The organism is Agrobacterium sp. M50-1 (assembly GCF_049843495.1).
Lineage (GTDB): Bacteria > Pseudomonadota > Alphaproteobacteria > Rhizobiales > Rhizobiaceae > Agrobacterium > Agrobacterium radiobacter.
In genome coordinates, this window is the sequence record NZ_JBBHZH010000004.1 from 375,214 (window position 1) to 398,950 (window position 23,737).

Annotated in this window: 23 protein-coding genes and 1 tRNA gene; 17 read left to right on the forward strand and 7 right to left on the reverse strand. The window is 59.0% G+C overall.

Annotated features, from left to right (window positions below):
- Window positions 1-31 precede the first annotated feature (31 nt).
- Window positions 32-373, reverse strand: a complete 342-nt coding sequence (locus WDZ78_RS12315; RefSeq protein ID WP_020009757.1) for a hypothetical protein — start codon at window positions 371-373, stop codon at window positions 32-34.
- 163 nt (window positions 374-536) lie between these two features.
- Here WDZ78_RS12315 and WDZ78_RS12320 point away from each other — a divergent pair.
- The 3 genes from WDZ78_RS12320 (at window position 537) to WDZ78_RS12330 (ending at window position 4,024) form a co-directional block, all read left to right on the forward strand.
- Window positions 537-627: transfer RNA gene (locus WDZ78_RS12320), tRNA-Ser, on the forward strand.
- A 694-nt stretch (window positions 628-1,321) separates the two neighbouring features.
- On the forward strand, window positions 1,322-2,428 hold the full coding sequence (locus WDZ78_RS12325) for a porin (protein ID WP_425673163.1): 1,107 nt from the start codon (window positions 1,322-1,324) through the stop codon (window positions 2,426-2,428).
- A gap of 549 nt (window positions 2,429-2,977) precedes the next feature.
- Window positions 2,978-4,024, forward strand: coding sequence for a porin (locus tag WDZ78_RS12330; protein ID WP_088567167.1), 1,047 nt, complete (start codon window positions 2,978-2,980; stop codon window positions 4,022-4,024).
- A 169-nt stretch (window positions 4,025-4,193) separates the two neighbouring features.
- Here the strand turns inward: WDZ78_RS12330 and WDZ78_RS12335 are convergent, their stop codons facing one another.
- The gene (locus tag WDZ78_RS12335; RefSeq protein WP_425673164.1) at window positions 4,194-6,266 is read right to left on the reverse strand and encodes a lytic transglycosylase domain-containing protein; all 2,073 of its coding nucleotides are present in this window, start codon (window positions 6,264-6,266) and stop codon (window positions 4,194-4,196) included.
- Between the two features lie 362 nt (window positions 6,267-6,628).
- Between WDZ78_RS12335 and dapA the strand changes: the two genes are divergently transcribed.
- Together dapA and smpB are read left to right on the forward strand one after the other, a co-directional pair.
- Window positions 6,629-7,513: a 4-hydroxy-tetrahydrodipicolinate synthase gene (dapA, locus tag WDZ78_RS12340; RefSeq protein WP_026363477.1), complete on the forward strand. Its 885-nt coding sequence runs from the start codon at window positions 6,629-6,631 to the stop codon at window positions 7,511-7,513.
- A 161-nt stretch (window positions 7,514-7,674) separates the two neighbouring features.
- Window positions 7,675-8,157 (forward strand): SsrA-binding protein SmpB, encoded by a 483-nt coding sequence (gene smpB, locus WDZ78_RS12345; RefSeq protein WP_425673165.1) that lies wholly within the window; start codon window positions 7,675-7,677, stop codon window positions 8,155-8,157.
- A gap of 60 nt (window positions 8,158-8,217) precedes the next feature.
- Here smpB and WDZ78_RS12350 read toward each other — a convergent pair whose 3' ends face one another.
- Together WDZ78_RS12350 and WDZ78_RS12355 are read right to left on the reverse strand one after the other, a co-directional pair.
- Window positions 8,218-9,717 (reverse strand): methyl-accepting chemotaxis protein, encoded by a 1,500-nt coding sequence (locus WDZ78_RS12350; protein ID WP_425673166.1) that lies wholly within the window; start codon window positions 9,715-9,717, stop codon window positions 8,218-8,220.
- A gap of 214 nt (window positions 9,718-9,931) precedes the next feature.
- The gene (locus tag WDZ78_RS12355; RefSeq protein WP_003509957.1) at window positions 9,932-10,501 is read right to left on the reverse strand and encodes an NYN domain-containing protein; all 570 of its coding nucleotides are present in this window, start codon (window positions 10,499-10,501) and stop codon (window positions 9,932-9,934) included.
- 393 nt (window positions 10,502-10,894) lie between these two features.
- On the opposite strand from WDZ78_RS12355, the gene rpoZ reads away from it, so the two are divergent.
- Both rpoZ and WDZ78_RS12365 read left to right on the forward strand, forming a co-directional pair.
- The gene (gene rpoZ, locus WDZ78_RS12360) at window positions 10,895-11,287 is read left to right on the forward strand and encodes a DNA-directed RNA polymerase subunit omega (RefSeq protein WP_020009554.1); all 393 of its coding nucleotides are present in this window, start codon (window positions 10,895-10,897) and stop codon (window positions 11,285-11,287) included.
- Between the two features lie 132 nt (window positions 11,288-11,419).
- Complete coding sequence (locus WDZ78_RS12365; protein WP_026363476.1) at window positions 11,420-13,654, forward strand: RelA/SpoT family protein; 2,235 nt, start codon at window positions 11,420-11,422, stop codon at window positions 13,652-13,654.
- A 46-nt stretch (window positions 13,655-13,700) separates the two neighbouring features.
- Here the strand turns inward: WDZ78_RS12365 and WDZ78_RS12370 are convergent, their stop codons facing one another.
- Window positions 13,701-13,853, reverse strand: a complete 153-nt coding sequence (locus WDZ78_RS12370) for a hypothetical protein (protein WP_020009552.1) — start codon at window positions 13,851-13,853, stop codon at window positions 13,701-13,703.
- Here WDZ78_RS12370 and WDZ78_RS12375 point away from each other — a divergent pair.
- The 9 genes from WDZ78_RS12375 to recO all read left to right on the forward strand — a co-directional run bounded on the left by WDZ78_RS12375 (window position 13,852) and on the right by recO (window position 20,494).
- Window positions 13,852-13,998, forward strand: a complete 147-nt coding sequence (locus tag WDZ78_RS12375; RefSeq protein ID WP_003496944.1) for a hypothetical protein — start codon at window positions 13,852-13,854, stop codon at window positions 13,996-13,998. The two genes, WDZ78_RS12370 and WDZ78_RS12375, sit on opposite strands and share 2 nt — an antisense overlap.
- A 456-nt stretch (window positions 13,999-14,454) precedes the next feature.
- A complete protein-coding gene (locus tag WDZ78_RS12380; RefSeq protein ID WP_020009551.1) occupies window positions 14,455-15,033 on the forward strand; it encodes a DUF2062 domain-containing protein in 579 nt (192 codons plus the stop codon).
- Window positions 15,030-15,434 carry a holo-ACP synthase gene (gene acpS, locus WDZ78_RS12385; RefSeq protein ID WP_020009550.1) on the forward strand — a complete coding sequence of 135 codons (405 nt, stop codon included), beginning with the start codon at window positions 15,030-15,032 and terminating at the stop codon, window positions 15,432-15,434. The genes WDZ78_RS12380 and acpS overlap by 4 nt, the downstream gene beginning before the upstream one ends.
- A 208-nt stretch (window positions 15,435-15,642) precedes the next feature.
- Window positions 15,643-16,389: a signal peptidase I gene (gene lepB, locus WDZ78_RS12390; RefSeq protein ID WP_425673167.1), complete on the forward strand. Its 747-nt coding sequence runs from the start codon at window positions 15,643-15,645 to the stop codon at window positions 16,387-16,389.
- The gene (gene rnc, locus WDZ78_RS12395) at window positions 16,386-17,105 is read left to right on the forward strand and encodes a ribonuclease III (protein WP_425673168.1); all 720 of its coding nucleotides are present in this window, start codon (window positions 16,386-16,388) and stop codon (window positions 17,103-17,105) included. Before lepB ends, rnc begins: the two co-directional genes overlap by 4 nt.
- Window positions 17,106-17,178: 73 nt before the next feature.
- Window positions 17,179-18,129 (forward strand): GTPase Era, encoded by a 951-nt coding sequence (era, locus tag WDZ78_RS12400; protein ID WP_020009547.1) that lies wholly within the window; start codon window positions 17,179-17,181, stop codon window positions 18,127-18,129.
- Between the two features lie 263 nt (window positions 18,130-18,392).
- Window positions 18,393-19,145 (forward strand): Crp/Fnr family transcriptional regulator, encoded by a 753-nt coding sequence (locus tag WDZ78_RS12405; protein ID WP_020009546.1) that lies wholly within the window; start codon window positions 18,393-18,395, stop codon window positions 19,143-19,145.
- Window positions 19,146-19,280: 135 nt separating this feature from the next.
- Window positions 19,281-19,658: a response regulator gene (locus tag WDZ78_RS12410; RefSeq protein ID WP_020009545.1), complete on the forward strand. Its 378-nt coding sequence runs from the start codon at window positions 19,281-19,283 to the stop codon at window positions 19,656-19,658.
- 56 nt (window positions 19,659-19,714) lie between these two features.
- Window positions 19,715-20,494 carry a DNA repair protein RecO gene (gene recO, locus WDZ78_RS12415; protein WP_020009544.1) on the forward strand — a complete coding sequence of 260 codons (780 nt, stop codon included), beginning with the start codon at window positions 19,715-19,717 and terminating at the stop codon, window positions 20,492-20,494.
- Here recO and WDZ78_RS12420 read toward each other — a convergent pair whose 3' ends face one another.
- The gene (locus tag WDZ78_RS12420) at window positions 20,495-21,709 is read right to left on the reverse strand and encodes an MFS transporter (RefSeq protein WP_020009543.1); all 1,215 of its coding nucleotides are present in this window, start codon (window positions 21,707-21,709) and stop codon (window positions 20,495-20,497) included.
- 163 nt (window positions 21,710-21,872) lie between these two features.
- Here WDZ78_RS12420 and WDZ78_RS12425 point away from each other — a divergent pair, with 163 nt between their 5' ends.
- Complete coding sequence (locus tag WDZ78_RS12425) at window positions 21,873-22,607, forward strand: class I SAM-dependent methyltransferase (protein ID WP_425673169.1); 735 nt, start codon at window positions 21,873-21,875, stop codon at window positions 22,605-22,607.
- Window positions 22,608-22,887: 280 nt separating this feature from the next.
- On the opposite strand, the gene WDZ78_RS12430 is transcribed toward WDZ78_RS12425, so the two are convergent.
- Window positions 22,888-23,730, reverse strand: coding sequence for an MOSC domain-containing protein (locus WDZ78_RS12430; RefSeq protein ID WP_425673170.1), 843 nt, complete (start codon window positions 23,728-23,730; stop codon window positions 22,888-22,890).
- Window positions 23,731-23,737 lie beyond the last annotated feature (7 nt).

The window sequence follows — 23,737 nt, forward strand, 5'->3', positions numbered from 1 at the left end:
GCCTTGCCTGAATTTTAGTTCCATGTAGCGATCAGCGCCAGCGATAAAGGCTGCTGTTCGACGAGTTCTGCTGTGTGCTTGTGCCGACGGCATAACCGATGGCAAAACCGAGTGCGCCAACGATCGTCAGCAGGGAGGTTGCCGTGCCGGGATTTTCCTTGACCGCTTCCACGACATTCTGGCCCTGGGCGCGCACATTACTCGCGGCCTTGCGGACGCGTCCGCGCGCCTCATCCAGAAATTCCGATGCATCCTCGCTTACTCCTTCCGCGCGGGCGGAAACGGATTTGGAGAGGGATGCGATCTGCGAGCGCAACTCCGAAATCTGGTTTTCGATCGTGTCTTCGACAACATTCAGTTTGGTCTGAGCCATTAGAACACCTCTTTTGTTACCGAAGCGAGAACGTACGGTCGGTCAAGAAGTTCCCGAAAGGCCTGCAAAGTTTCGCGGGGCCGATGTCCAGCCAACAGGTTTTTGTGCTTCTTGGCGAAAAAGCCTTGCAATCATTTTTTTTACGCAATAATCAGGCCGCACCGGAGAGGTGGCCGAGTGGTCGAAGGCGCTCCCCTGCTAAGGGAGTATACGTCAAAAGCGTATCGTGGGTTCGAATCCCATCCTCTCCGCCACTTCGGCACAGACCGGAAACGTCACCCCTACATATCCACCAGCTCCAAGTCATAGCCGACCCGCGCTTCGTGCATCGGTGCGCGACAGCCATGTCGACCCCGCACCATGAAGCCGCAGAGGTCCGCGCCCTCCATGTTTCGATTATGGAAGAAACGAGCGAATCAAGAGGCTTGGCGGTGTCGGCTTCAATTATCGTGCGGGCAGTATCGTAACCGGTGCTGGGCAAGCGCGTCGAATCGTTGCGCGAGGAATCGGCGGCAAACGGCATGGTTTTCTATCGTTTCTCCATGAGCGCCGTCGCGGCATGTCAGGTGCAGGGGTGTGACGAAGCAGAAGTTTCCATCATCCTTGCCGGGAGAGGCAAGGTTTGGCCGAAAAGGCCGGTAGTTTAGAAAGACCTTGTTAACCTCGCTAACTAACGGATTTTCAAGCAATTTCTTAACGCGAGGTAAAGCTGCCTGCCGGCCGGCTGCGCACTGTGTGTTGTTTCCGCAACAAACCGAAATGAAGCATATACGTAAATGCTATTTATCGGATGTTGGCGATTGCAAGCGGCGAAACCTTTTGTATTTTCACCACCAGAAGCGAGGCGGTGGATCGTTTGGCTTCTAAGAACACGGGAATGGGGCAGGGAATGCTGTCCTTCAGCGAAAGTACCCAGACCCACTTAAAAACTTTGACTGGAGGTCAACCATGAACATCAAGAGCCTTCTCATCGGCTCCGCTGCGGCTCTCGCAGCAGTATCCGGCGCTCACGCTGCCGACGCTATCGTCGCTGCTGAGCCTGAGCCCCTGGAATACGTTCGCGTTTGCGACGCTTTCGGCACCGGCTTCTTCTACATCCCCGGCACCGAAACCTGCCTGAAGTTCGACGGTTACATCCGTTTCCAGACCGACTTCGGCCGTAACAAGTCCGGTACGTCTGACTGGAACTCGTTCACGCGCGCCCAGTTCAACATCGACACCCGCACCGACACCGAGCTTGGCGCTCTGCGCGGTTACATCGGCTTCCGTGGCGACGCCAACAACGACTCGAGCCGCGGCGTCAACGTCGACCAGGCTTTCATCGAACTCGGCGGCCTGAAGGTCGGTTATTACTACAACTGGTGGGATGACGGTCTCTCTGGCGAAACCGATATCCTCTCTTCGAACAACACCCGCCTGAACGCTATCCGTTACACCTACGATGCCGGCTCCTTCTACGTTGGCGTTGCAGTTGAAGAACTGGAGCGCGTTGTTGCTGGTAACGGCGTAACGATCGATGGCGGTAACAACCTCTCTAACAACCTCGGTGTTTCGCAGCTGAACTGGACCGTAATCAACGGTCAGCGCGACAACAACGTTGGCATCAGTGCAATCGTTGGCGCCAAGTTTGGTGGCGTGAACCTCAAGGTTCTCGGCGGTTACGACACCGACGCTGAAAACGGCGCTATCCGCGGTATCCTGACGGCTGATATCGGCCCGGGCACCTTTGGTCTCTCCGGCGTATGGGCTTCTGGCGCAAACGCTTACTACGAAGAGTCTGAGTGGGCAGTTGCTGCTGAATACGCCATCAAGGCAACCGACAAGCTGACCATCACCCCCGGCGCTCAGTACTTCGGTACTCTGGACATCGGTACGGATGGTGACTTCACCGGCGACCGCGACGCATGGCGCGCTGGCGTTACCGTGGACTACAAGATCACCCAGGGTCTCTCCACGAAGATCGCTGTTAACTACCAGGACGTCGATGGCACCGAAGGTGTTAACGGCGGTGGCGACAGCTGGACTGGTTTCGTTCGCCTTCAGCGCAAGTTCTAATCTGATCTGACATCGTCAGTGATGGAAGCCCCGGCAGAAATGCCGGGGTTTTTCGTTTGAAGAAATCTGTAGCAGCGCGTGGATCGATGCTTCGATCGGCTTTTGCGAAGGTAGCTGTCGCGCTCTTTGTGATTCGTTATCAGGGGAACTTCAAACTGTAAGCTGCAAGAGCTGTTCCTCTCTCGCTTGGATAAAGAGTTGATTCTCGGACGCTGCAATCGTCTTTTGGACAATTTCTCATGGCCCGGTTGTGTCAGGATTTTGGAGGAAGGATTGGCTTCCGGCTGTTGGGGTGGACTTTTCGCTCGTTAAGCACTTGAAAATAATTGCTTATTAACGTTTTTTTAAGAAGTGAGGGGCGGTCGGTTAGAATTGTAGCTATTTCGCAACAATGGAAAACTAAGGACACCTTACTGTCTTCCTTCTGTCATGATTACGATTGCCTGAGCGACCGGTTTTGGCTCTAATCATCTCCATAAGCGGCACGCATTTCTGAAGTGCTTTCCCACCCGCTGCTTAGAAGATTAAGCGTTTGACTGGAGGTCAACCATGAACATCAAGAGCCTTCTCATCGGCTCCGCTGCGGCTCTCGCAGCAGTATCCGGCGCTCACGCTGCCGACGCTATCGTCGCTGCTGAGCCTGAGCCCCTGGAATACGTTCGCGTTTGCGACGCTTTCGGAACCGGCTTCTTCTACATCCCCGGCACCGAAACTTGCCTGAAGTTCGACGGTTACATCCGTTTCCAGACCGACTTCGGCCGTAACAAGTCCGGTACGTCTGACTGGAACTCGTTCACGCGCGCCCAGTTCAACATCGACACCCGCACCGACACCGAGCTTGGCGCTCTGCGCGGCTACATCGGTCTGCGCGGTCAGGCTGACAACGACAGCGACCGTGGCGTCAACGTCGACCAGGCTTTCATCGAACTCGGCGGCCTGAAGGTCGGTTACATGTACACCTGGTGGGATGACGATCTCTCCGGCGAAACCGATATCCTGTCTTCGAACACCACTCGTGGCAACGCTCTGCGTTACACCTACGACGCTGGTTCGTTCTACGCAGGTATCAGCGTTGAAGAGCTCGACTCCGTACGTGACGGCACGTCCAACCTCGGCGTTGCCAAGGGTGGCGTCTTCGAAGGCCCGAACAACGTCGGCGTCAGCGGTATCATCGGCGCCAAGTTCGGTGCGATCTCTGCAAACCTGCTCGGCTCCTACGACACGGACCAGGAAAACGGCGCAATCCGCGCTATCCTGTATGCTGACATCGGTCCCGGCACCTTCGGTCTCTCTGGCGTTTGGGCTTCTGGCGCAAACTACTACTACGAAGAGTCCGAGTGGGCAGTTGCTGCTGAATACGCAATCAAGGCAACTGACAAGCTGACCATTACGCCTGCTGCTCAGTACCTCGGCACGATCGACATCGCTCCGGACGGCGACTTCACCGGCGACAACGATGCATGGCGCGCTGGCCTGACGGTTGATTACAAGATCACCCAGGGTCTGGATGCCAAGGTTACCGCCAACTACCAGGACGTCGATGGACCGACTGGCGACAGCTGGACCGGCTTCGTCCGCCTTCAGCGCACGTTCTAATCTGATCTGACATTGTCAGTGATGGAAACCCCGGCAGAAATGCCGGGGTTTTTCGTTTGATGGCTTCCGGCGCTGAGAGGCGTTATTCAAACACGGAAAACAAAAAAGCACCGGCGAACCGATGCTTGAATGTTTTAGAACGATCAGCGATTGTCGGAAGACTGCTGCCTTATCCCGCACGCCCATGGCGCAGGTCATCAACGATATCGGCCGGTTGCCCCAGCCGTGTCTTGTAGACCTGATAATTCTCCATCACCCGCTGCACGTAATTGCGCGTTTCGGGGAAGGGGATGCGTTCGATCCAGTCGACCACCTCGTCGATCGGCTTGCCGCGCGGGTCGCCATATCGGGAGATCCATTCCGGCACGCGCTTCGGTCCGGCATTATAGGCGATGAAGGTGAGGATGTAGGATCCACCGAAGCTGTCGATCTGTTCACCGAGATAATGCGCGCCGAGCGTGGCGTTATAGCCCGCATCGCTGGTCAGCATCGCCTGCGTGTAGGGCAGGCCATGGCGGCCGGCCACGCCCTTGGCGGTTCCCGGCAGCAGCTGCAGCAGGCCGCGGGCATTGGCGGCGGAGACGGCGGCTGGATTGAACGCGCTTTCCTGCCGGGCAATCGCATAGGCGAGCGCCTTGCCGGAGCCGGCAATATTGGCGCTGGCGGGAATGACGCCGAGCGGATAGGCGAGCGCCGCCGCATCGATGCCGCGGCTGAAGGCCGTCTTGCCGATCTGCAGCGAAACCTGATGATTGCCGTTGCCCTCCGCCCTTGCCGCCAGAATGGCAAGCTCACCGGGACTGTCGAGCTGTTCGGCAAGCGACCGGTAAAGGCTGTCGGCGCGCCAGCCGTAACCGGCGGCTTCCAGCCGGTCGATGGCGCGCACGGCTTCGCGGCCGGCGAAACGTTCCCGGTCGCTGGTGCTGGGGCTCGGATAGGTGACGTTTAATGTTTTAGCGCCGATTCGCGCTGCGGCGAGCTGGCCGTAAAACGTGCCGGGATGAGCGGCTGCCTTGGTGAAGAAGTCGCGGGCATCGCCCGGCCCGCCCGCTTCCGCCGCCCGACCTAGCCAATAATAGGCGCGCGACGCCGAGAGCGGCCGGTTGGAGGTCTGAAGCAGCGTATTGAAGTGACGCGAAGCCGTCGCCGGGTCGTGCAGCGCTCTTAACGCATACCAGCCGGCATGGAACTCCGCATCGGCGGTATCGACCGCCGAGGTGGCAGAATGATTGGCGACGATGCGATAGGCTTCGGCGAAATCACCGAGATCGGCGACGCCGCGGGCGATGATGCGGCGCTCATTCCACCATTCGCCGGGATTGACAAGCTTGGCGGCTTCCTTCGGCGCCTGTCGCAGAAGGGCTGCTGCTTCGGGGTATTTCTGCTGGTTGCGCAGGTTTTCCACCCGCGCGAAGAGATAAGCAGGGTCGCTACGCCAGGAGGCGTCGACCTTGCCGAGGAGCGCGGTTGCGGTTGCGGAGCGCTGCAGCACGGCCGCCCAGGCGTTGTAAAGCGACTGCGCCTTACCGAGATCCCCAAAACGCTTCGCCTGGCTGATGCGACTGCGATACATCAGATAGTCCATGCGCGCCTTGTGATCGGCGGGCGTCAGATAGGTGGGAAACTCGTCAAGCACACGGTCTTCCATGTCCTTGTCCATGCCTTCGCTGACCCAGAGCTGGCGAATGAGACTTTGGGATTCGGCAGCTTTACCGGAGGAGGCGAGCGCCTTGGCGAACACCACGGTGCCTTCGGCGGTTTCCGGACGGCTATTGCCGAAGGCGGCAAGCACCTGGGGCGTGGGCGGATCTTCGCGGTAAAGCGCCTTTTCGGAATTGGCGCGCAGCGTCGCTGCACCCGGCCAGCCGGAGAGCTCGCGCTGGGCGGCGGCGATTTCGGCGGAAGCGACGTCCTTCTGGCCGGAAACGGCAATAGCCCAGGTGAGGATATGGCGGTCAAGGCTGCCGTTCGGCATGGTGTTGCGCAGCGCAATCGCGCGGGCCGCATCACGGCTCGAAAGCGCGTCGAGACCCGCCTTCAACTGGCTTGTGTCATCGGGGCGGCTGAGGCGCGGTATGGCGCCGGTGATCTCGGGCGAGGCCGGCATGAAGGCCGGAACAGCAGGTGCATTCGGCTTGACATAGGGAAGCGGCGCCGCACCTTCCGGCAGCGGTCCGGCCAATGCGTTCCAAACGGTTGCGGCAAGGCCCGCCGCCATCAATCCCCAGACTGTCTTTTTCATGCCGCTCTTCATCGTGTAACGGATTTGTCGACTTTCTTGTAATATCGCTTCATTGCAGCGGGATTGCCGAAAACGGTCTGATGCCCCGCACCGGAATCTTGGGATTTCAGCCTTAATGAAATCTTAATTCCCGCCCCGCAATTCAATCAACTTTTATTCACCGGCCCGCGAGCGACGTCTCTTTTCGGCGCCCGCCTTTTGCGCTTGCCGATCACGGTCGGGAGACTGTCACACTTCCGACAATTTCGGACAAAATACGCTGCCTTTGCGCTTGTCGGCGCCAAGGGCTGGCTCTAATGTGTGCCGGTTTTAACCATCGAATGCGGCCGAAGCATGAACCGGCTCGGCGCCAGGAGCTTTGCATGTTCAAGGGATCAATTCCCGCCCTCATTACCCCGTTCACGGACAATGGCGCCGTGGACGAACAGGCATTTGCCGCCCATGTGGAATGGCAGATCGCCGAAGGCAGCAGCGGACTTGTGCCTGTCGGCACGACGGGGGAATCTCCAACCCTCTCCCACGACGAACACAAACGTGTGGTCGAGCTGTGCATCGAGGTAGCGGCGAAACGGGTTCCGGTCATTGCGGGCGCTGGCTCCAACAATACGGATGAGGCGATCGAGCTTGCGTTGCACGCGCAGGAGGCCGGCGCGGATGCGCTGCTGGTGGTGACGCCCTATTACAACAAACCGACCCAGAAGGGCCTGTTCGCCCATTTTTCCGCCGTGGCAGAAGCGGTGAAGCTGCCGATCGTCATCTACAATATCCCGCCGCGCTCGGTGGTGGATATGTCGCCGGAAACCATGGGCGCACTGGTCAAGGCGCATAAGAACATCGTGGGTGTGAAGGATGCGACGGGCAAGATCGATCGCGTTTCCGAACAGCGTATTTCCTGCGGCAAGGATTTCATTCAGCTTTCGGGTGAGGATGGTACGGCGCTCGGTTTCAACGCCCATGGCGGCGTCGGCTGCATTTCGGTCTCCGCCAATGTCGCGCCGCGTCTCTGTTCGGAATTCCAGGCGGCGATGCTCGCGGGTGATTACGCCAAGGCGCTGGAATATCAGGATCGCCTGATGCCGCTGCACAAGGCCATCTTCATGGAGCCTGGCGTCTGCGGCACCAAATATGCCCTGTCGAAGACGCGCGGCGGCAATCGCCGGGTCCGTTCACCCTTGATGAGCACGCTGGAACCGGCAACGGAAGCGGCCATCGATGCGGCGCTGAAGCATGCGGGCCTGATGAACTGAGACACGCCTGCAAACCTAAAAGGCGCGCCATGGACCGCTTCGAAACAGAAGCCGTTCGGCGCGCCTTTTCTTTTTGCGGCGACAACATTAAATAGAGGTTCGAAAACCGCTCTCGGCGGTAAGCCGAAGGCGCAATAAGAAAAACAAGGGATTGAAATATCATGGCCCCCAAAGGCAGCCAGCGCGTGGTGAACAAGATCGTTGCGGAAAACCGCAAGGCCCGTTTCAACTACGAGATCATTGATACCTACGAGGCAGGGCTCGTGCTGACCGGCACCGAGGTCAAGTCGCTGCGCGAAGGCAAGGCGAATATCGCCGAATCCTACGCGTCGGACGAGGGCGATGAAATCTGGCTCATCAATTCCCACCTGCCGGAATATCTGCAGGCCAACCGCTTCAACCATGAGCCGCGCCGCCGTCGCAAGCTGCTTTTGAGCAAGCGCGAGATCAACCGCCTGCGCGCCGGTATCAACCGCGAAGGCATGACGCTGGTACCCTTGAAAGTCTATTTCAACGAAAAGGGCCGCGCGAAGCTGGAACTGGCGCTCGCCAAGGGCAAGAAGCTGCACGACAAGCGCGAGACCGAGAAGGAACGCGACTGGAACCGGCAGAAGTCGCGCTTGTTGAAAGGTGGGGCGGCCTAAGGCCTAAACCTCACTCCCGTAACGAGCACAGGAATGAGGAGAGCAGGGGCGGCCGCTTGCTCACGCGGCCCGGTATGTCCGCTCCACATGCGCCGTCGTTGCCGAGACGCTGAACCGGCTGACGAGCGCCGCCAGATTGGCGCTGACATCGCTCAGATTATGCGTGGCCGCATTGGTTTCTTCCACCATCGCCGCATTCTTCTGGGTCAGATTATCCATGCTGTTGATAGCGGCGCTGATTTCCTGAATGCCGACGGATTGCTCCTGCGCGGCCTTCGTCAGCGAGGCGATATGTTCCTGAATATGATCCACCTTGTTGCCGATCGTATTCAAGGATTCGCCTGTCTTGTTGACCAGCGAGACGCCCTGCATCACGTCCGCGGAGGATTTGGAGATCAGGGTCTTGATTTCCTTGGCGGCGTTGGCTGAACGCTGCGCCAGTTCGCGCACTTCCTGAGCAACGACGGCAAAACCCTTGCCCGCTTCGCCGGCGCGCGCGGCTTCCACGCCCGCATTCAGCGCCAGAAGATTGGTCTGGAACGAAATCTCGTCGATGACGGAGATGATCTGGGTGATCTTCTGCGATGAGTCCTCGATCGCCCCCATCGCCTTCACCGCTTCCGTCACCACATCGCGCGAGCGCGCGGCCTCAACGGCCGAGCTTTCGACGATGGCCTTGGCCTCTTCGGAACGCTGCGCCGACAATTTGGAAATGGTGGTGATTTCCTCGACGGCGGCGGCGGTTTCCTCAAGGGCCGCGGCCTGCTGCTCCGTCCGGCGGGCCATGTCGTCGGTCGCTGACGTCAGTTCGCGCGTATTGCCGGAAATCTTGTTCGCTTCCTCGACGATCTGCGCAAATGCGCCGGAGAGATTGCCGACGGCGGCGTTGAAATTGGCGATCAGTCCCTGGAATTGCGGCGCGGTCTTTTCACCGATGCTGGAGGTGAGGTCGCCATTGGCCAGCCTGTCGAGGGCGCTGTTGAGCAGTGCGAGAACATGCTCCTGCTCCTTCTTCATCTGCGCCTGTTCGGCCTCCACCTTGTGCCGCTCGGCGGCAAGCACGTCGAGATACACGGAGATCGAATAATCCATGTCGAGAAGCGCGGCCTTGATAGTGGCGGACAGGGCGTCCTTCACCTTCCGGGCCTTCTTTTCCATGAAGAGGCCTTTCAACTCGGACTCGATCAGGGCCTTCACGATGCCATCGAGCATCAGCGCATAACCACCGATGTACCACCGGGGCTCCAGCCCGAGCCTTGCATGGGTGCGGCCGATAGCGGTCACGGCATCGGTATAATCCGCATTGAATGTGCCGGAGGCGATCCTTGCCCAGTGTTTGAGCTGCATGGCCTTGGCGTGCTGTACATGCGCGTCGTTCGCGAAGAATTTCGCGGTCTCCGGCACCGAGCGGACCTTCGCATAAAAACGATCGAGAGAAGCATCGAGAGAGCCGGTGATGACGCCCTTCATGTCTGAAAGATTTTGCCGTTCACCGTGGCCAAGCCCCAGAAAATTCAGTCTTTCATCGAGTTGTCGGTCGGTTTTTTCTTGGCCATGCATGTCTAATCATCCTGATCTGACGCCCAAATCACGTCTCTGGCGCCGTTGCGTGATTTAGACACGTCTAAAATTAATCAAGATATAATTTCGACTGGCCGGATTTGATGTTTGTTAATTCTAAGAGGAATTTTGTCCTGCTGGAGACGCTTGAAACAAAAACGCGCCCGTCTTTTGGACGGACGCGTTTTGCAATATCAGCGGCACAAAAACCGAATCAGACTGTCTCTGGACCTTCAGCGTGACGAACGGGGCGCTCGTTCGGGTCGCGCCCGATTTCGGCCTTCAGCGTCATCAGATCGATGAAGTGATCGGCCTGGCGGCGCAGATCGTCAGCGATCATGGCGGGCTGGGTGGCCATGGTGGAAACCACGGAAACCTTGCGGCCCTTGCGCTGCAGCGCATCCACCAGCGTGGTGAAATCGCCGTCGCCGGAAAACAGCACCAGGTGATCGACGGTCTCGGACTGCTCCATGGCGTCGACTGCCAGTTCGATGTCCATATTGCCCTTGATCTTGCGGCGGCCGAGTGCGTCGGTGAATTCCTTGGCGGGCTTGGTCACGACCTTGTAGCCGTTATAATCCAGCCAGTCGATCAGCGGGCGGATCGAGGAATATTCCTGATCTTCGATAAGCGCGGTGTAATAATAGGCGCGCAGCAGATAGCCACGCTTCTGAAACGCCTTCAGAAGCTTGCGATAGTCAATATCGAACCCCAGGCTTTTCGATGCTGCATAAAGATTGGCTCCGTCTATGAAGAGCGCAATTTTCTCCCGTGGATCGAACATTCCATCCCATTCCTTTTTTTGGAAAAGGCCATTATCTGGCTTTTATTTCCGGTCGCTAACGCAAAAAATCATGTCGTATCAACGAATTTTGCGCGTCGCCGTTGCGTTTTAAGTAAGCTACCTTCCCCCGTATTCCAAGACAATTCTTCTAGACATTTTGTTCATCAGACGCCAAACATGGGCAATAAGGTGCCAAAAGACGCCAAAGACAGGAAAAACTTGAATTCCGCGGCCAATGGCTGTATCGGAAGCTGGAAGGCATCGTCGCGAAAAATATCCAGCGTTTTTCTCAAGGCACGAAGCACAGATTCAATAGGTTAGAGTGTCCCTTGTGCACCCCCGGGAACGCACGGCGCTCTGATCCACGACATTACGACCCGCAAAGGACAGGCAATGGCCCGCGTCACAGTAGAAGATTGCATTGATAAAGTAGACAACCGTTTCGAGCTGGTGCTTCTCGCCAGCCACCGTGCGCGCCAGATTTCGCAGGGCTCTTCCATCACGGTTGACCGCGATAACGACAAGAACCCTGTCGTTGCGCTGCGCGAAATCGCTGATGAGACGCTGTCGCCCGACGATCTGAAGGAAGACCTCATCCATTCGCTGCAGAAGCATGTGGAAGTGGACGAGCCCGAGCCCGATCCGGTCACGCTCGCCGCCTCCGCTATTGCCGATGGCGAAGACGACGACCAGCCGGAAACCGTCACTTTCGACCAGATGTCGGAAGAAGAACTGCTGGCCGGTATCGAAGGCCTTGTGCCGCCGGAAAAAAATGACGATTATTGATCTGACTTTATGACGCCTTTGGCAGGCGGTGGTTACCGTCTGTCAATAGTTGCCGTCATAATCTGATCCCTATTGATGCAGCATTGTGCGCCGACCCCAAGGTTGGCGCGCTTTCTTTTTGTGGAATATCGCATGATGCGGCAATACGAACTCGTCGAGCGGGTTCAAAAATACAAACCGGATGCGAATGAGGCCCTGCTGAACAAGGCCTATGTTTACGCCATGCAGAAACACGGCCAGCAGAAGCGGGCCAATGGCGACCCCTATATCTCCCATCCGCTGGAAGTTGCCGCGATCCTCACAGAAATGCATCTCGACGAATCGACCATCGCGGTGGCGCTGCTGCACGATACGATCGAGGACACCACCGCCACCCGCGCGGAAATCGACGAGCTGTTCGGCGAAGATATCGGCCGGCTTGTGGAAGGCCTCACCAAGCTCAAGAAGCTCGATCTCGTCACCCGCAAGGCGAAACAGGCGGAAAATCTGCGCAAGCTGCTGCTTGCCATTTCCGACGACGTGCGCGTCCTTCTGGTCAAGCTCGCCGACCGCCTGCACAATATGCGCACCATGGAATATATGCCGGCTGACAAGCGCAGCCGCATTTCCGAAGAGACCATGGAAATCTATGCGCCGCTCGCCGGCCGCATGGGTATGCAGGACATGCGCGACGAGCTGGAGGACCTGTCCTTCCGTTATCTCAACCCGGAAGCCTATGAGACGGTGACCAACCGCCTGCAGGAACTGGAAACGCGCAATGAAGGCCTGATCAAGAAGATCGAGGACGAATTGCGTGAGCTTCTCGTAGCGAACGGCCTGATCGGGGCCAACGTAAAAGGGCGGCAGAAAAAGCCCCATTCGGTTTTCCGCAAGATGCAGGCGAAGTCGCTTTCCTTCGAGCAGCTTTCGGATGTCTACGGTTTCCGCATTCTGGTGGACGATATTCCGGCCTGCTACCGGGCGCTGGGCATCGTGCACACCCGGTGGCGCGTGGTGCCGGGTCGCTTCAAGGATTACATCTCCACGCCGAAGCAGAACGACTATCGCTCCATTCACACCACCATCGTCGGACCCTCGCGCCAGCGTATCGAGCTGCAGATCCGCACCAAGCGCATGCACGAGATCGCCGAATTCGGCATTGCCGCCCATGCGCTCTATAAGGACGGGGAAAACGGGGAGGGCGACCTGCTCTCTCGGGAAAGCAACGCCTATTCCTGGCTGCGTCACACCATCGAATCGCTGGCCGAGGGCGACAGCCCGGAAGAATTCCTCGAACATACCAAGCTGGAACTGTTCCAGGATCAGGTGTTCTGCTTCACGCCCAAGGGCAAGCTGATTGCGCTGCCGCGCGGTGCGACCCCCATCGATTTCGCCTATGCGGTGCACACCAATATCGGCGACACAACGGTTGGCGCCAAGATCAACGGGCGGATCATGCCGCTCGTGACCCGGCTCAACAATGGCGACGAGGTGGAGATCATCCGCTCAGGCGTGCAGGTGCCGCCTGCCGCATGGGAAGAGGTGGTGGTGACGGGCAAGGCTCGTTCGGCCATCCGCCGCGCCACCCGCATGGCCATCCGCAAGCAATATTCCGGTCTCGGTTATCGTATTCTGGAACGCACCTTCGAGCGCGCCGGCAAGGCCTTCTCGCGCGAAGCGCTGAAGCCCGTGCTGCATCGCCTGGCGCAGAAGGATGTGGAAGACGCGATCGCTGCCGTTGGGCGCGGCGAGGTTTCCTCGCTCGATGTGCTGCGTGCGGTCTATCCGGATTATCAGGACGAGCGCGTTACGGTGAAGATGACCGGCGACGACGGCTGGTTCAACATGCGCAGCGCCTCCGGCATGGTCTTCAAGATCCCCGGAAAGTCGCGCTCCGTTCTGGAAGATGACGGCGCGGCCGAAATGCTGGATGGACCCGACCCGCTGCCCATCCGCGGCCTTTCCGGCAATGTCGACGTGCATTTCGGAGCGGCCGGCGCCGTTCCGGGTGACCGCATCGTCGGCATCATGGAAAAAGGCAAGGGCATCACCATCTATCCCATTCAGGCGCCGGCGCTGCAGCGTTTCGATGACGAGCCGGAGCGCTGGATCGATGTCCGCTGGGATCTCGATGAGGCGAACAAGTCGCGCTTCATGGCGCGGGTGATGATCAATGCGCTGAACGAGCCGGGCACGCTCGCCTCCGTGGCGCAATCGATCGCTACGCTTGATGTCAATATCCGAGGGCTCAACATGGTCCGCATCGGCACGGATTTTTCCGAGCTGGCGCTGGATGTCGAAGTCTGGGATCTCAGGCAGTTGAACCAGCTTCTGTCGCAGCTCAAGGATCTCGACTGCGTCTCGACCGTGACGCGTGCCTTCGATTGAGGCATTTTTGATCCTTTTAAGATACCGGAAGGCCGTTGTTATGCACTCAACGCATGGCAGCGGCCTTTTCCTGTCTCTGGTCGTGAAGGTGGTTTGCGACTATTTTCTCCTCAGAAATTGAAGAGAAGGAAACGCGGCGTGCCGGTGGATAAACACCGATGAGAAACGCCAGTTCCAAACCGAAAGGACCGAAAATCATGTTTACTCCGCTTCGCAAGATCGCCCGCGCCGTCCGTGGCAAGACCACCCAGGAACGCGAATTTGAATATCTCAGCGGTTCGGTATCGAATGTCGATCTCGAATTCCGCCAGCGCGAAATCGACCGCGGCCTGTTCCGCCGGTAATGCGCTCAGCGCATGGCAGCCAACCGCCATGCGTATGGGATAAGCAGGTGCAGCCGTTATCGGCCAGCGCCTTCCTCCATGTCGCAAAACTATGTGAATGCGCGCTTCAAGCGGGCGTCCACCGCTGTCCGGTCTAAATGATAGGACACGCTGCCTTTGCAATGAAGTTGACGGCGAGAGGGTGCGTATTTCCTCGACGTCATCCTTGGGCTTGTCCCAAGGATCTAATCACGTTGAATTAAATCAGTCGGTTGCAGATCCTCGGGACAAGCCCGAGGATTACGTCGGAGTGTCCGGCAAGGTTCGTATTCATCTGGTGACGCTGCGCAGACGCGCGTCGGCTGGATTCCGGCTCAGGGCCGGAATGACGGAAGCAGAGAATACGCCTGCAAAAGAAATCCTCCCGTCGTCTACGATGCTCTTGGCTCCGCCGGGGTGATGAAATAGACTGCCTCCATGCCGTTTCGCCGCCGTGAACCCGTTGGTTTTTCAGAGAAGATTCGTGACCTGTTCTGGCCGCGCACGGGTTTTTCCCGTTCGCTGCGCTATATGAAGCTGCGCCTGCTCAGGCTTTCCGCCTCTCCGCATTCCGTTGCCGCCGGTGTCGCCATCGGTGTGGGCGTGGCGTGGACGCCGTTTCTCGGCGTTCACATCATCATCGCCATGGCGCTCGGTTTCCTCTTGCGCGTCAATCTCGTGGCGGCGGCGCTCGGCACCACCTTCGCCAATCCGCTGACATTTCCGTTCATCTGGGCATCCACCTGGGAGCTGGGACACTTCATTCTCGGCCGTCAGAGCGCGGAAAGTGCCGCACATGTGGATTTCGTGGCGCTGTTCAGCCATCTTGAATTCCGGCAGATATGGACGCCGGTGCTGGAGCCCATGACCATCGGCGCGCTTCTTCCGGCCGGCATCAGCGCAATCATCGCCTATATCGCCGTTTATGGCCTCATCAGCGGTTTTCAGCGCCGCAAGATGGAAAATCTCGCGCATCGCGCCGCCAACAAGAATGCTTCTCTGGAGATGCTGAAATGATCATTGGATTGGGTAGCGACCTGATCGACATCCGCCGCGTTGAAAAGTCGATCGAACGTTTCGGCGAGCGCTTCACCCATCGCTGTTTCACCGATATCGAGCGCGCCAAATCCGATGGCCGCAAGAACCGCGCCGCTTCCTACGCCAAACGTTTTGCCGCCAAGGAAGCCTGTTCCAAGGCGCTGGGAACCGGCCTTGCGAATGGCGTCTTCTGGAAGGACATGGGTGTCATCAATCTGCCGGGCGGCAAGCCGACCATGAGGCTGACCAATGGGGCGGGGGAGAGGCTGGCGGCCATGCTGCCCGCCGGCCACCGCGCCAATATTCATCTGACGATCACGGACGATTTTCCCTATGCTCAGGCATTTGTGATCATAGAAGCCCTTCCCGTGATCGATTGAGGCCCCGGCCTTGCCGCATTGGCGCTCTATTTGCGGGCGTGTGACAGAAGCGCTTCCCTTCGGGCAGGAAAGGTTCTAGAGAAGTCGCAGAAATATGAAAGCCTTGCCGGCAGTGTGAAACCGCTCCACCGCCGCAGGCTCGACAAACAACGGCCCGGAAGCCTTCGTGAAGCCGAAGAAGCCGGGAAACAATCAGGCAGGTCTTTAAGTGTCGGAAAAAGCTGAAAAGAAGCAGAACGCCCTCTGGGAGAACGTCAAGGTCATCATTCAGGCGCTGCTGCTGGCCATGGTCATCCGCACCGTGCTGTTTCAGCCCTTCACGATCCCGTCAGGCTCGATGATGCCGACGCTTCTGGTTGGCGACTATCTTTTCGTCAACAAGTTCTCCTACGGCTATTCGAAATATTCGCTGCCCTTTTCTCCGAACCTGTTTTCGGGCCGCATTCTCGAATTCAGCAAGCCGAAGCGCGGCGATGTCGTGGTCTTCCGCCTGCCGCCCAATCCTGAGGTTGATTACATCAAGCGCCTCGTCGGCCTGCCCGGTGATCGCATCCAGGTGACGAACGGCGTGCTGTTCATCAATGGCCAGCCAGTACCCAAGCAGCCCGATGGCAACTTCACCTCCGATTACCGCGCCGATCCGGGCGCCAATGTGCCGGTCTTCCGCGAAACGCTGGATAATGGCGTCACCTACGACACGCTCGACCAGTCGCCCGATTCGCGCGGCGACAACACGCGCGAATTCGTGGTGCCGGAAGGCCATTATTTCATGATGGGCGACAACAGAGACAATTCTCTCGACAGCCGCTTCGATGTCGGCTTCGTGCCGGAAGAAAACCTGATCGGCCGCGCCAGCGTCATCTTCTTCTCGCTGGGCAACGACACGCCGTTCAGCCGCATTTGGGAATGGCCGGCCAACATGCGTTGGGACCGCCTGTTCAAGGTTGTGGGATGAGTAAGACCAAGCCGCTTTCCGCGGACGAAATCTCCCGTCTGGAAGCGTTGATCGGATATGAATTCAAGGACAAGGCCCGGCTCGACCGGGCCTTGACCCATGCCAGCGCCCGCTCCGCCGCGGCCGGCAATTATGAGCGGCTGGAATTTCTGGGGGATCGCGTTCTCGGCCTCTGCGTGGCGGAATTGCTGTTCTCCATTTTCCGTAACGCCACCGAAGGTGAACTCTCCGTCCGTCTGAACCAGCTCGTAAGCGCCGAATCCTGCGCCGCGATCGGCGACGAGATGGGGCTGCATAATTTCATCCGCACCGGATCCGACGTGAAGAAGCTGACCGGCAAGGCGATGCTGAATGTGCGCGCCGATGTGGTCGAAAGCCTGATCGCCACCATTTATCTGGATGGCGGGCTGGAAGCATCGCGCAAGTTCATTCTGAAATATTGGCAGGGCCGTGCGACGAGCGTGGATGCCGGTCGGCGAGACGCCAAGACCGAATTGCAGGAATGGGCGCATGCCAGATTTGCGACCACGCCCTCTTACCGGGTTGACGATCGCTCCGGACCGGATCACGATCCCCGCTTTACGGTGACTGTCGAAATTCCCGGCGTGAAGCCGGAAACCGGCGTCGAGCGCTCCAAGCGCGCGGCCGAGCAGGTGGCGGCTACAAGATTGCTGGAACGCGAAGGCGTCTGGCAGAAGGGCTCCACCCAGAACTGAGCGCCCGCCATAGGGTGCTAAATCGAGCGCATGGCGGACCGAGAAGGCCGCATGTTGAATACCTCTGACCTTGATGGATATCATGACCGATCACGAAAACCCCGCCATTGCAGGCGAAGACAACAACCTTCCGACCCGTTCCGGCTTCGTAGCCCTCATCGGCCCGACCAATGCCGGCAAGTCGACGCTGGTCAACAGGCTGGTGGGCGCCAAGGTCTCGATCGTCAGCCACAAGGTTCAGACGACGCGCGCGGTGATGCGCGGTATCGCCATCCACAAGAACGCGCAGATCGTTTTCATGGACACGCCCGGCATCTTCAAACCGCGCCGCAGGCTCGACCGCGCCATGGTCACTTCCGCCTGGGGCGGCGCGAAGGATGCCGATCTCATCCTGCTGCTGATCGACAGCGAGCGTGGTCTTAAAGGTGACGCCGAGGCCATTCTCGAAGGCCTGAAGGACGTTCCGCAGAAGAAGATCCTCTGCCTCAACAAGATCGACCAGGTGAAGCGCGAAGATCTTCTGAAGCTTGCCGCCGCCGCCAATGAGACGGTGGCGTTTGACCGCACCTTCATGATTTCGGCCACCAACGGTTCGGGCTGCGAAGACCTGATGGATTATCTGGTGGAGGCTCTGCCTGAAGGTCCGTGGTATTACCCGGAAGACCAGATTTCCGATCTGCCGATGCGCCAGCTCGCCGCCGAAATCACCCGCGAAAAACTGTTCCTGCGACTGCATCAGGAACTTCCCTACGCCTCGCATGTCGAGACGGAGAAGTGGGAGGAGCGCAAGGACGGCTCGGTACGCATCGAGCAGGTGATCTATGTCGAGCGCGACAGCCAGAAGAAGATTGCGCTCGGCAAGAACGGCGATGCGATCAAGGCGATCTCCACCGCGTCGCGCAAGGAACTGTCTGAAATCCTCGAGCAGCCGGTGCATCTCTTCCTGTTCGTCAAGGTGCGCGAGAACTGGGGCGACGACCCCGAGCGTTTCCGTGAGATGGGCCTGGAATTCCCCCGAAACTAAGGCTTCCCGGCATCCTCACTCATCCCTGTGCCTGTCACAGGGATCCAGCCAGCCCAAGTATTTGGGCTGGACGGGTTCTCTCGCCGCGCAGACGCGAGTCGGCTGGATTCCTGTGACAAGCACAGGAATGAGGGCGGAGCTGGCAGAGGGACCTGTGAACAAAGGTCGATCTGAATATCTTCACCCACCATCGGGAACCGAATACGTTCGGGCGGGTTGTTCCAAAACAATTGGGCGCAACCTTTTTTCGATGATGGATATTCATGTCGCCAAAAAAACCGAACGGAATTTCCACCACCCCGTGCCAGCAATGTCCCCTGCGTGACCTGCCGCATTTCCGAGACTTTTCCTCCTCCGAGCTGGACTTCGTCTCTCGTTTCAAGACGGGGGAACTCGCGGTGGAAGGCGGCTCCGTCATCCTGATGGAAGGCTCGCACAGCGCCCATCTTTACACCGTTCTGCAGGGCTGGGCTTTCCGTTACAAGACGCTGGAAGACGGCAGGCGGCAGATATTGAACTATGTCATGCCGGGCGATCTCGTCGGCCTGCAGGGCACGGTGATGGGGGAAATGCAGCATTCGGTGGAGGCCCTGTCGCCGGTCACCCTATGCGTCTTCGAGCGCTCGCGCCTCAACAATCTCTTCACCGACCATCCGACGCTTGCCTATGACCTGACCTGGATCGCCGCGAGCGAGGAACGCATGCTCGATAGCCACCTCCTCAGCATCGGCCGGCGCACCGCGCTGGAACGTGCGGCCTATCTCATCGCGTTTCTTTATCGCAAGGCGAAAGCGGTCAATCTCATCCCCGGCGAAACACCGATCCCGGTCACCCAGCAACACGTTGCCGACACGCTCGGCCTGTCCATCGTTCACACCAACAAGACCTTGAGAAAGCTGGTCGATCGCGGCCTCATCCGCTGGACGGACAAGGGTTGTCTGGTGCTTGACGATACCGGGTTGAGCAACATTGCGGGTTGGGAAAGCGACGAAAAGCGGCAAAGACCCTTCATCTGATCTTCTTTCGATATGTCTTTTTTAAATGACGGTGGAGCCGTAATTTGCGACTCCTGTCGTGATATCTCATTGGAGAATCGTGACGGAAACCGCAGCTTCTAGCCTTGCGGCGATATTTTAGGAAGAAGAAAACATATGGTGCCACAACGGGTTATCATCGTTGAGGATGAATATCTGGTGGCGCTTGATGTCGAAGCGGTTCTCCAGTCCATGGGGGTGGAAGCCGTCGTCATCGCCACGACGCTGGCGCAGGCGAGGCAGGCCGTCGAAGAGGAAGGCGCCGATTGCGTGCTTCTCGATGTCAGCCTTACCGACGGCAAGAGCTATGATTTTGCGCGCGGGCTGCGCGATGGGGGAATTCCCTTCGGTTTCGTCAGCGGCTATGGCGACACGACGGGTTTTCCGGATGATCTCATGCATGCGCCATTGCTCGGCAAGCCCTTCGGGGAAAATGAAATTATCGATTTCGTCCTCAACCTCGTCGGCACGGACGACGATGCGGTAAAAGAATAACGTTTCGCCGCCAGATCGGGTATGATCGGCCTTGAATCGAAATTCGGACGCGTTTCATGCAGTGGCAGGAAGAGGCAATCATTCTCGGCGTAAAACGCCATGGCGAGACGAGTGTCATCGCCGAGGTGATGACCCCTTCGCGTGGCCGCCATCTGGGGCTGGTCCGTTCCGGCCGTTCGCGCAGCATGCAGCCGGTTCTTCAGGCCGGAAACCGGGTTGATGTCATCTGGCGGGCGCGCCTTCATGATCATCTCGGTGAATTCCGCATCGAGCCGCTGCAATTGCGCGCCGCGCAGCTGATGGAAACGGCGACCGCGGTTTATGGTGTACAGGCCATGGGCGCTCTTCTCAGGCTTCTGCCGGAGCGCGATCCGCACCCGCATCTCTATCAGGCGCTCGATATCATTCTCGACAACCTCCATAATCCGGTCGATGCCGGGGAATTGTTCGTGCGCTTCGAACTGGCGGTGCTGAACGAACTCGGTTTCGGGCTTGATCTTACCGAATGTGCGGCGACAGGGCTGCGCACCGACCTCATCTATGTATCGCCCAAAACCGGCAGGGCGGTTTGCCGCGCGGCAGGTGCGCCCTATGCGGAGCGCATGCTGTCGCTTCCGGCTTTCTTGAGTGAAGGCCAGTCGAAGGCCGCCGATCCTGACAGCCTTGCGGCGGCTTTCCGCCTCACCGCCCATTTCCTCAACCGGCATGTCTACGATCCTCGTGGCCTCAACGAAAACGCCGCCCGCGACGGTTTCGTGCAGGCGGCGCTGAAGGCGCTTGAGGGCAGGGCGAATGAAGGCGGGGCGATGCCGCCCGCGCTCGATAAGGCTGTCTGACTAGGCCATTGCAGGCCGCGGGGCCGGCCGCTCCTGGATGGGCCAATGCACGATGGCCGCAAAAATCCCCATGCCGACGCCCAGCCACCAGACGAGATCATAGGAACCGAGCCTGTCGTAAAGGAAGCCGCCGAGCCAGACGCCGAGGAACGAGCCGATCTGGTGCGACAGGAACACGACGCCGCCGAGCATGCCGAGATGGCGCGTGCCGAACATGATCGCCACCAGCGCATTGGTGGGCGGCACGGTGGAAAGCCAGAGAACGCCCATGACGGCCGCAAAAATGATGACCGAAAGCGGCGATTGCGGCAGAAGCAGGAAGGCGGTGACGGCGACGGAGCGGGCGATATAGATATAGGCCAGCAGATAGGGTTTCGAATAACGCTGGGCAATGACGCCGGCGGCAAGCGACCCGATGATGTTGAAGAAGCCGATCAGCGCCATGGCGATGACGGCATAGCGCGGTTCGATGCCGATGTCCCCGAGATAGGCCGGGAAATGCGCGGTGATAAAGGCCACCTGAAAACCGCAGACAAAAAATCCGGTGGTCAAAAGCAGGTAGCTTTTATGGCCGAGCGCCTCCTTCAGCGCTTCGCCCGCGGTCTGCTGGAACTGCGCCTGCGACTGGCTGCCGGAGGAGGAATTGCCGCGCATGAAAAAGGCGAGCAGCGGCACGAGCATCATCATCGCGGCAAGCCAGACGAGGCTGTCCGACCAGCCATAGGTGGAGATCAGCCCCTGGCTGATCGGCGCAAACAGGAACATGCCGGCCGAACCCGCCGCCGTGCCGATACCGAAGGCGAGCGAACGCTGCTGCGGCGTGACATGGCGCGCAAAGGCCGAAAGGATGACGCTGAAGGAACCGGCGGCAATGCCGAGCCCGACAAGCACGCCGCCGCCGAAATGCAGCCAGAAGGGCGAGGTGCCGAAGGACATGCAGATGAGGCCGGCGGCATAAAGAAAGCCGGAGAGAACGAGCACGCGGCCCGTGCCGAATTTATCGGCGATGGCGCCGAAGAAGGGCTGGCCGAGACCCCAGAAGAGGTTCTGCAGCGCCATGGCGAGACCGAAGGTGGAACGGTCCCAGCCGGTATCGGCAAGCATCGGCAGCTGGAAAAAGCCCATGGCCGAACGCGGCCCGAAGGTCATGACGGCAATCAGTGACCCGGCGGCGATAATCACCCAGGGCATGGTCTGGCGCGTGGCTTGCAACATGAATATTCCCCCATCGCGGCGCCTCGCTCCAAAAAAGGACATGGCTTGCCGCGGATTCCGCTATGATGGGACGAATATTATCTTTTGTCAGTCGCTCCCACTAGCGACTTTTCTTGACGGCCACTATTCATGCGATTGATGGAATGCGGACGAAGAGACGACGATGAAACAGAATATCTACGACGATCCCGGGTTTTTCGAGCGCTACAGCGCCATGCCGCGCTCCGTGGAGGGGCTGCGCCAGGCCGGTGAGTGGCACGAATTGCGCGCCATGCTTCCGCCCCTGCAAGACAGGACCCTTCTTGATCTCGGTTGTGGTTTCGGCTGGCATTGCCGTTATGCCGCAGAACAGGGCGCGCGCCATGTTGTCGGCGTTGACCTCTCGGAAAACATGCTGCGTCGCGCCGCCGAGATAAATGGTGGGCCCGGCGTCGAATACCGCCGCGCCGCCATCGAAGACATCGATTTTCCGCAGGAAAGTTTCGATGTGGCGCTGAGTTCTCTCGCCCTGCATTACGTTCGCGATCTCGACGTGGCATTCGCGAAGATTTTTGCCGCGCTGAAATCCGGCGGCGACTTCATCTTTTCCATCGAACATCCCGTTTTCACGGCGCTGGAAAAACAGGACTGGTTTTATGGCGAGGATGGCGAAATCCTGCACTGGCCGCTTGATAACTACCAAAGCGAGGGCGTGCGCCATTCCAACTGGATGGTGGACGACGTGGTCAAATATCACCGCACGGTGTCATCCATCCTGAACGCGCTCATGGCTGCCGGCTTTACGATCACGCGGCTGGCCGAGCCGCGGCCGGACCCCGCCCTGCTGGCGGAACGGCCGGAAATGAAACACGAAGACCGCCGCCCTATTTTCCTGATCGTCGGCGCGCGTAAGCCGTGACGTAGCTCGTGCGTTGTATCGTCGGCGTGCACGAAGATTGAGATCGGTGCGTCAGGCTCGAAGCTTGCCGTTGTCCATAGTGCTCCGTCCTCTCCTCGTCTCCGTGCTTGTCACAGAGATCGAGCCAGCCCAAGTCCTTGGGCTGAAAAGGCCCCTCTCGCCGCGCCAACGCGCGTCGGCTGGATTCCTGTGACAAGCACAGGAATGAGGGAAGCGAGGGTTTGAAGGCAGGTTAAAACGCTGCCTGATGCACAGGGGATTCCGTTTGAACCGGCCCGGCTTAGCGCCGCTTGATCGACCAGCCTTCCGGCCGTTCCTCGACCACCTTTGCCACATCGCCGACGGACAGCTTGCCCTGGCTGCGCGGCGTCACGTTCCAGCCGAACAGCGGGCCGGGCACGCGCCGGTCGCCAGACATGCGGATGCGGCCCATGGCTTTCACGGGGGAGGGCACATCGCGCGAGCCGGTGGTCTGATCCTGCGTGGTCATGATGCAGCGGGCGCAGGGTTTGACGAGATCGAAGCGAATGCCGCCGATCTCGATGGCTGCCCAGCGGTCCTCAGCCCATGGCTCGTCCGTGTCAAGCACGATATTGGGCCGGAACCTCTCCATGCCGACAGCGTCCTCGCCATTGGCGCGCATATTGTCGTTCAGCGCGGCAAGTGAGGCCGTGGTGGTGACGAGGATCTGGTAACCGTCCGCAAAGGTGACGGGCGTTTCGTTGCCCGTCCATTCGAGGCTCGCAATACGTTTCGACGCATCATCGAAAAAGGCGAGCTTCACCTCGCGCCCGAGCCATGCCGAGAGCGCGCCATTGGTCTCGTCATCGGCGATATTGGCGCTGACGATCGATTTCCACACCGCCACATCCATGCGCTGCCCGGATGGCCGTGCGAAAATCTCATCTTCCCTGTCGCGCGCCAGCACCATGCCGCCATCCTCATGCCGGGCCAGAACCGTGGCGATGGCAGGCAATTCGCGCTGGGTGATGAAATGGCCCGAGGGGTCGGTGAGCATGGCGCGGCGGTCACCCGGCAGGCCTTCGGCCGAAACGGCGCTTTCGGAGAGGGGAATGCCGCGCGCGCTTTTCAGCGGATAGATGTTGAGTTCGGTCACACGCATCTCGGGT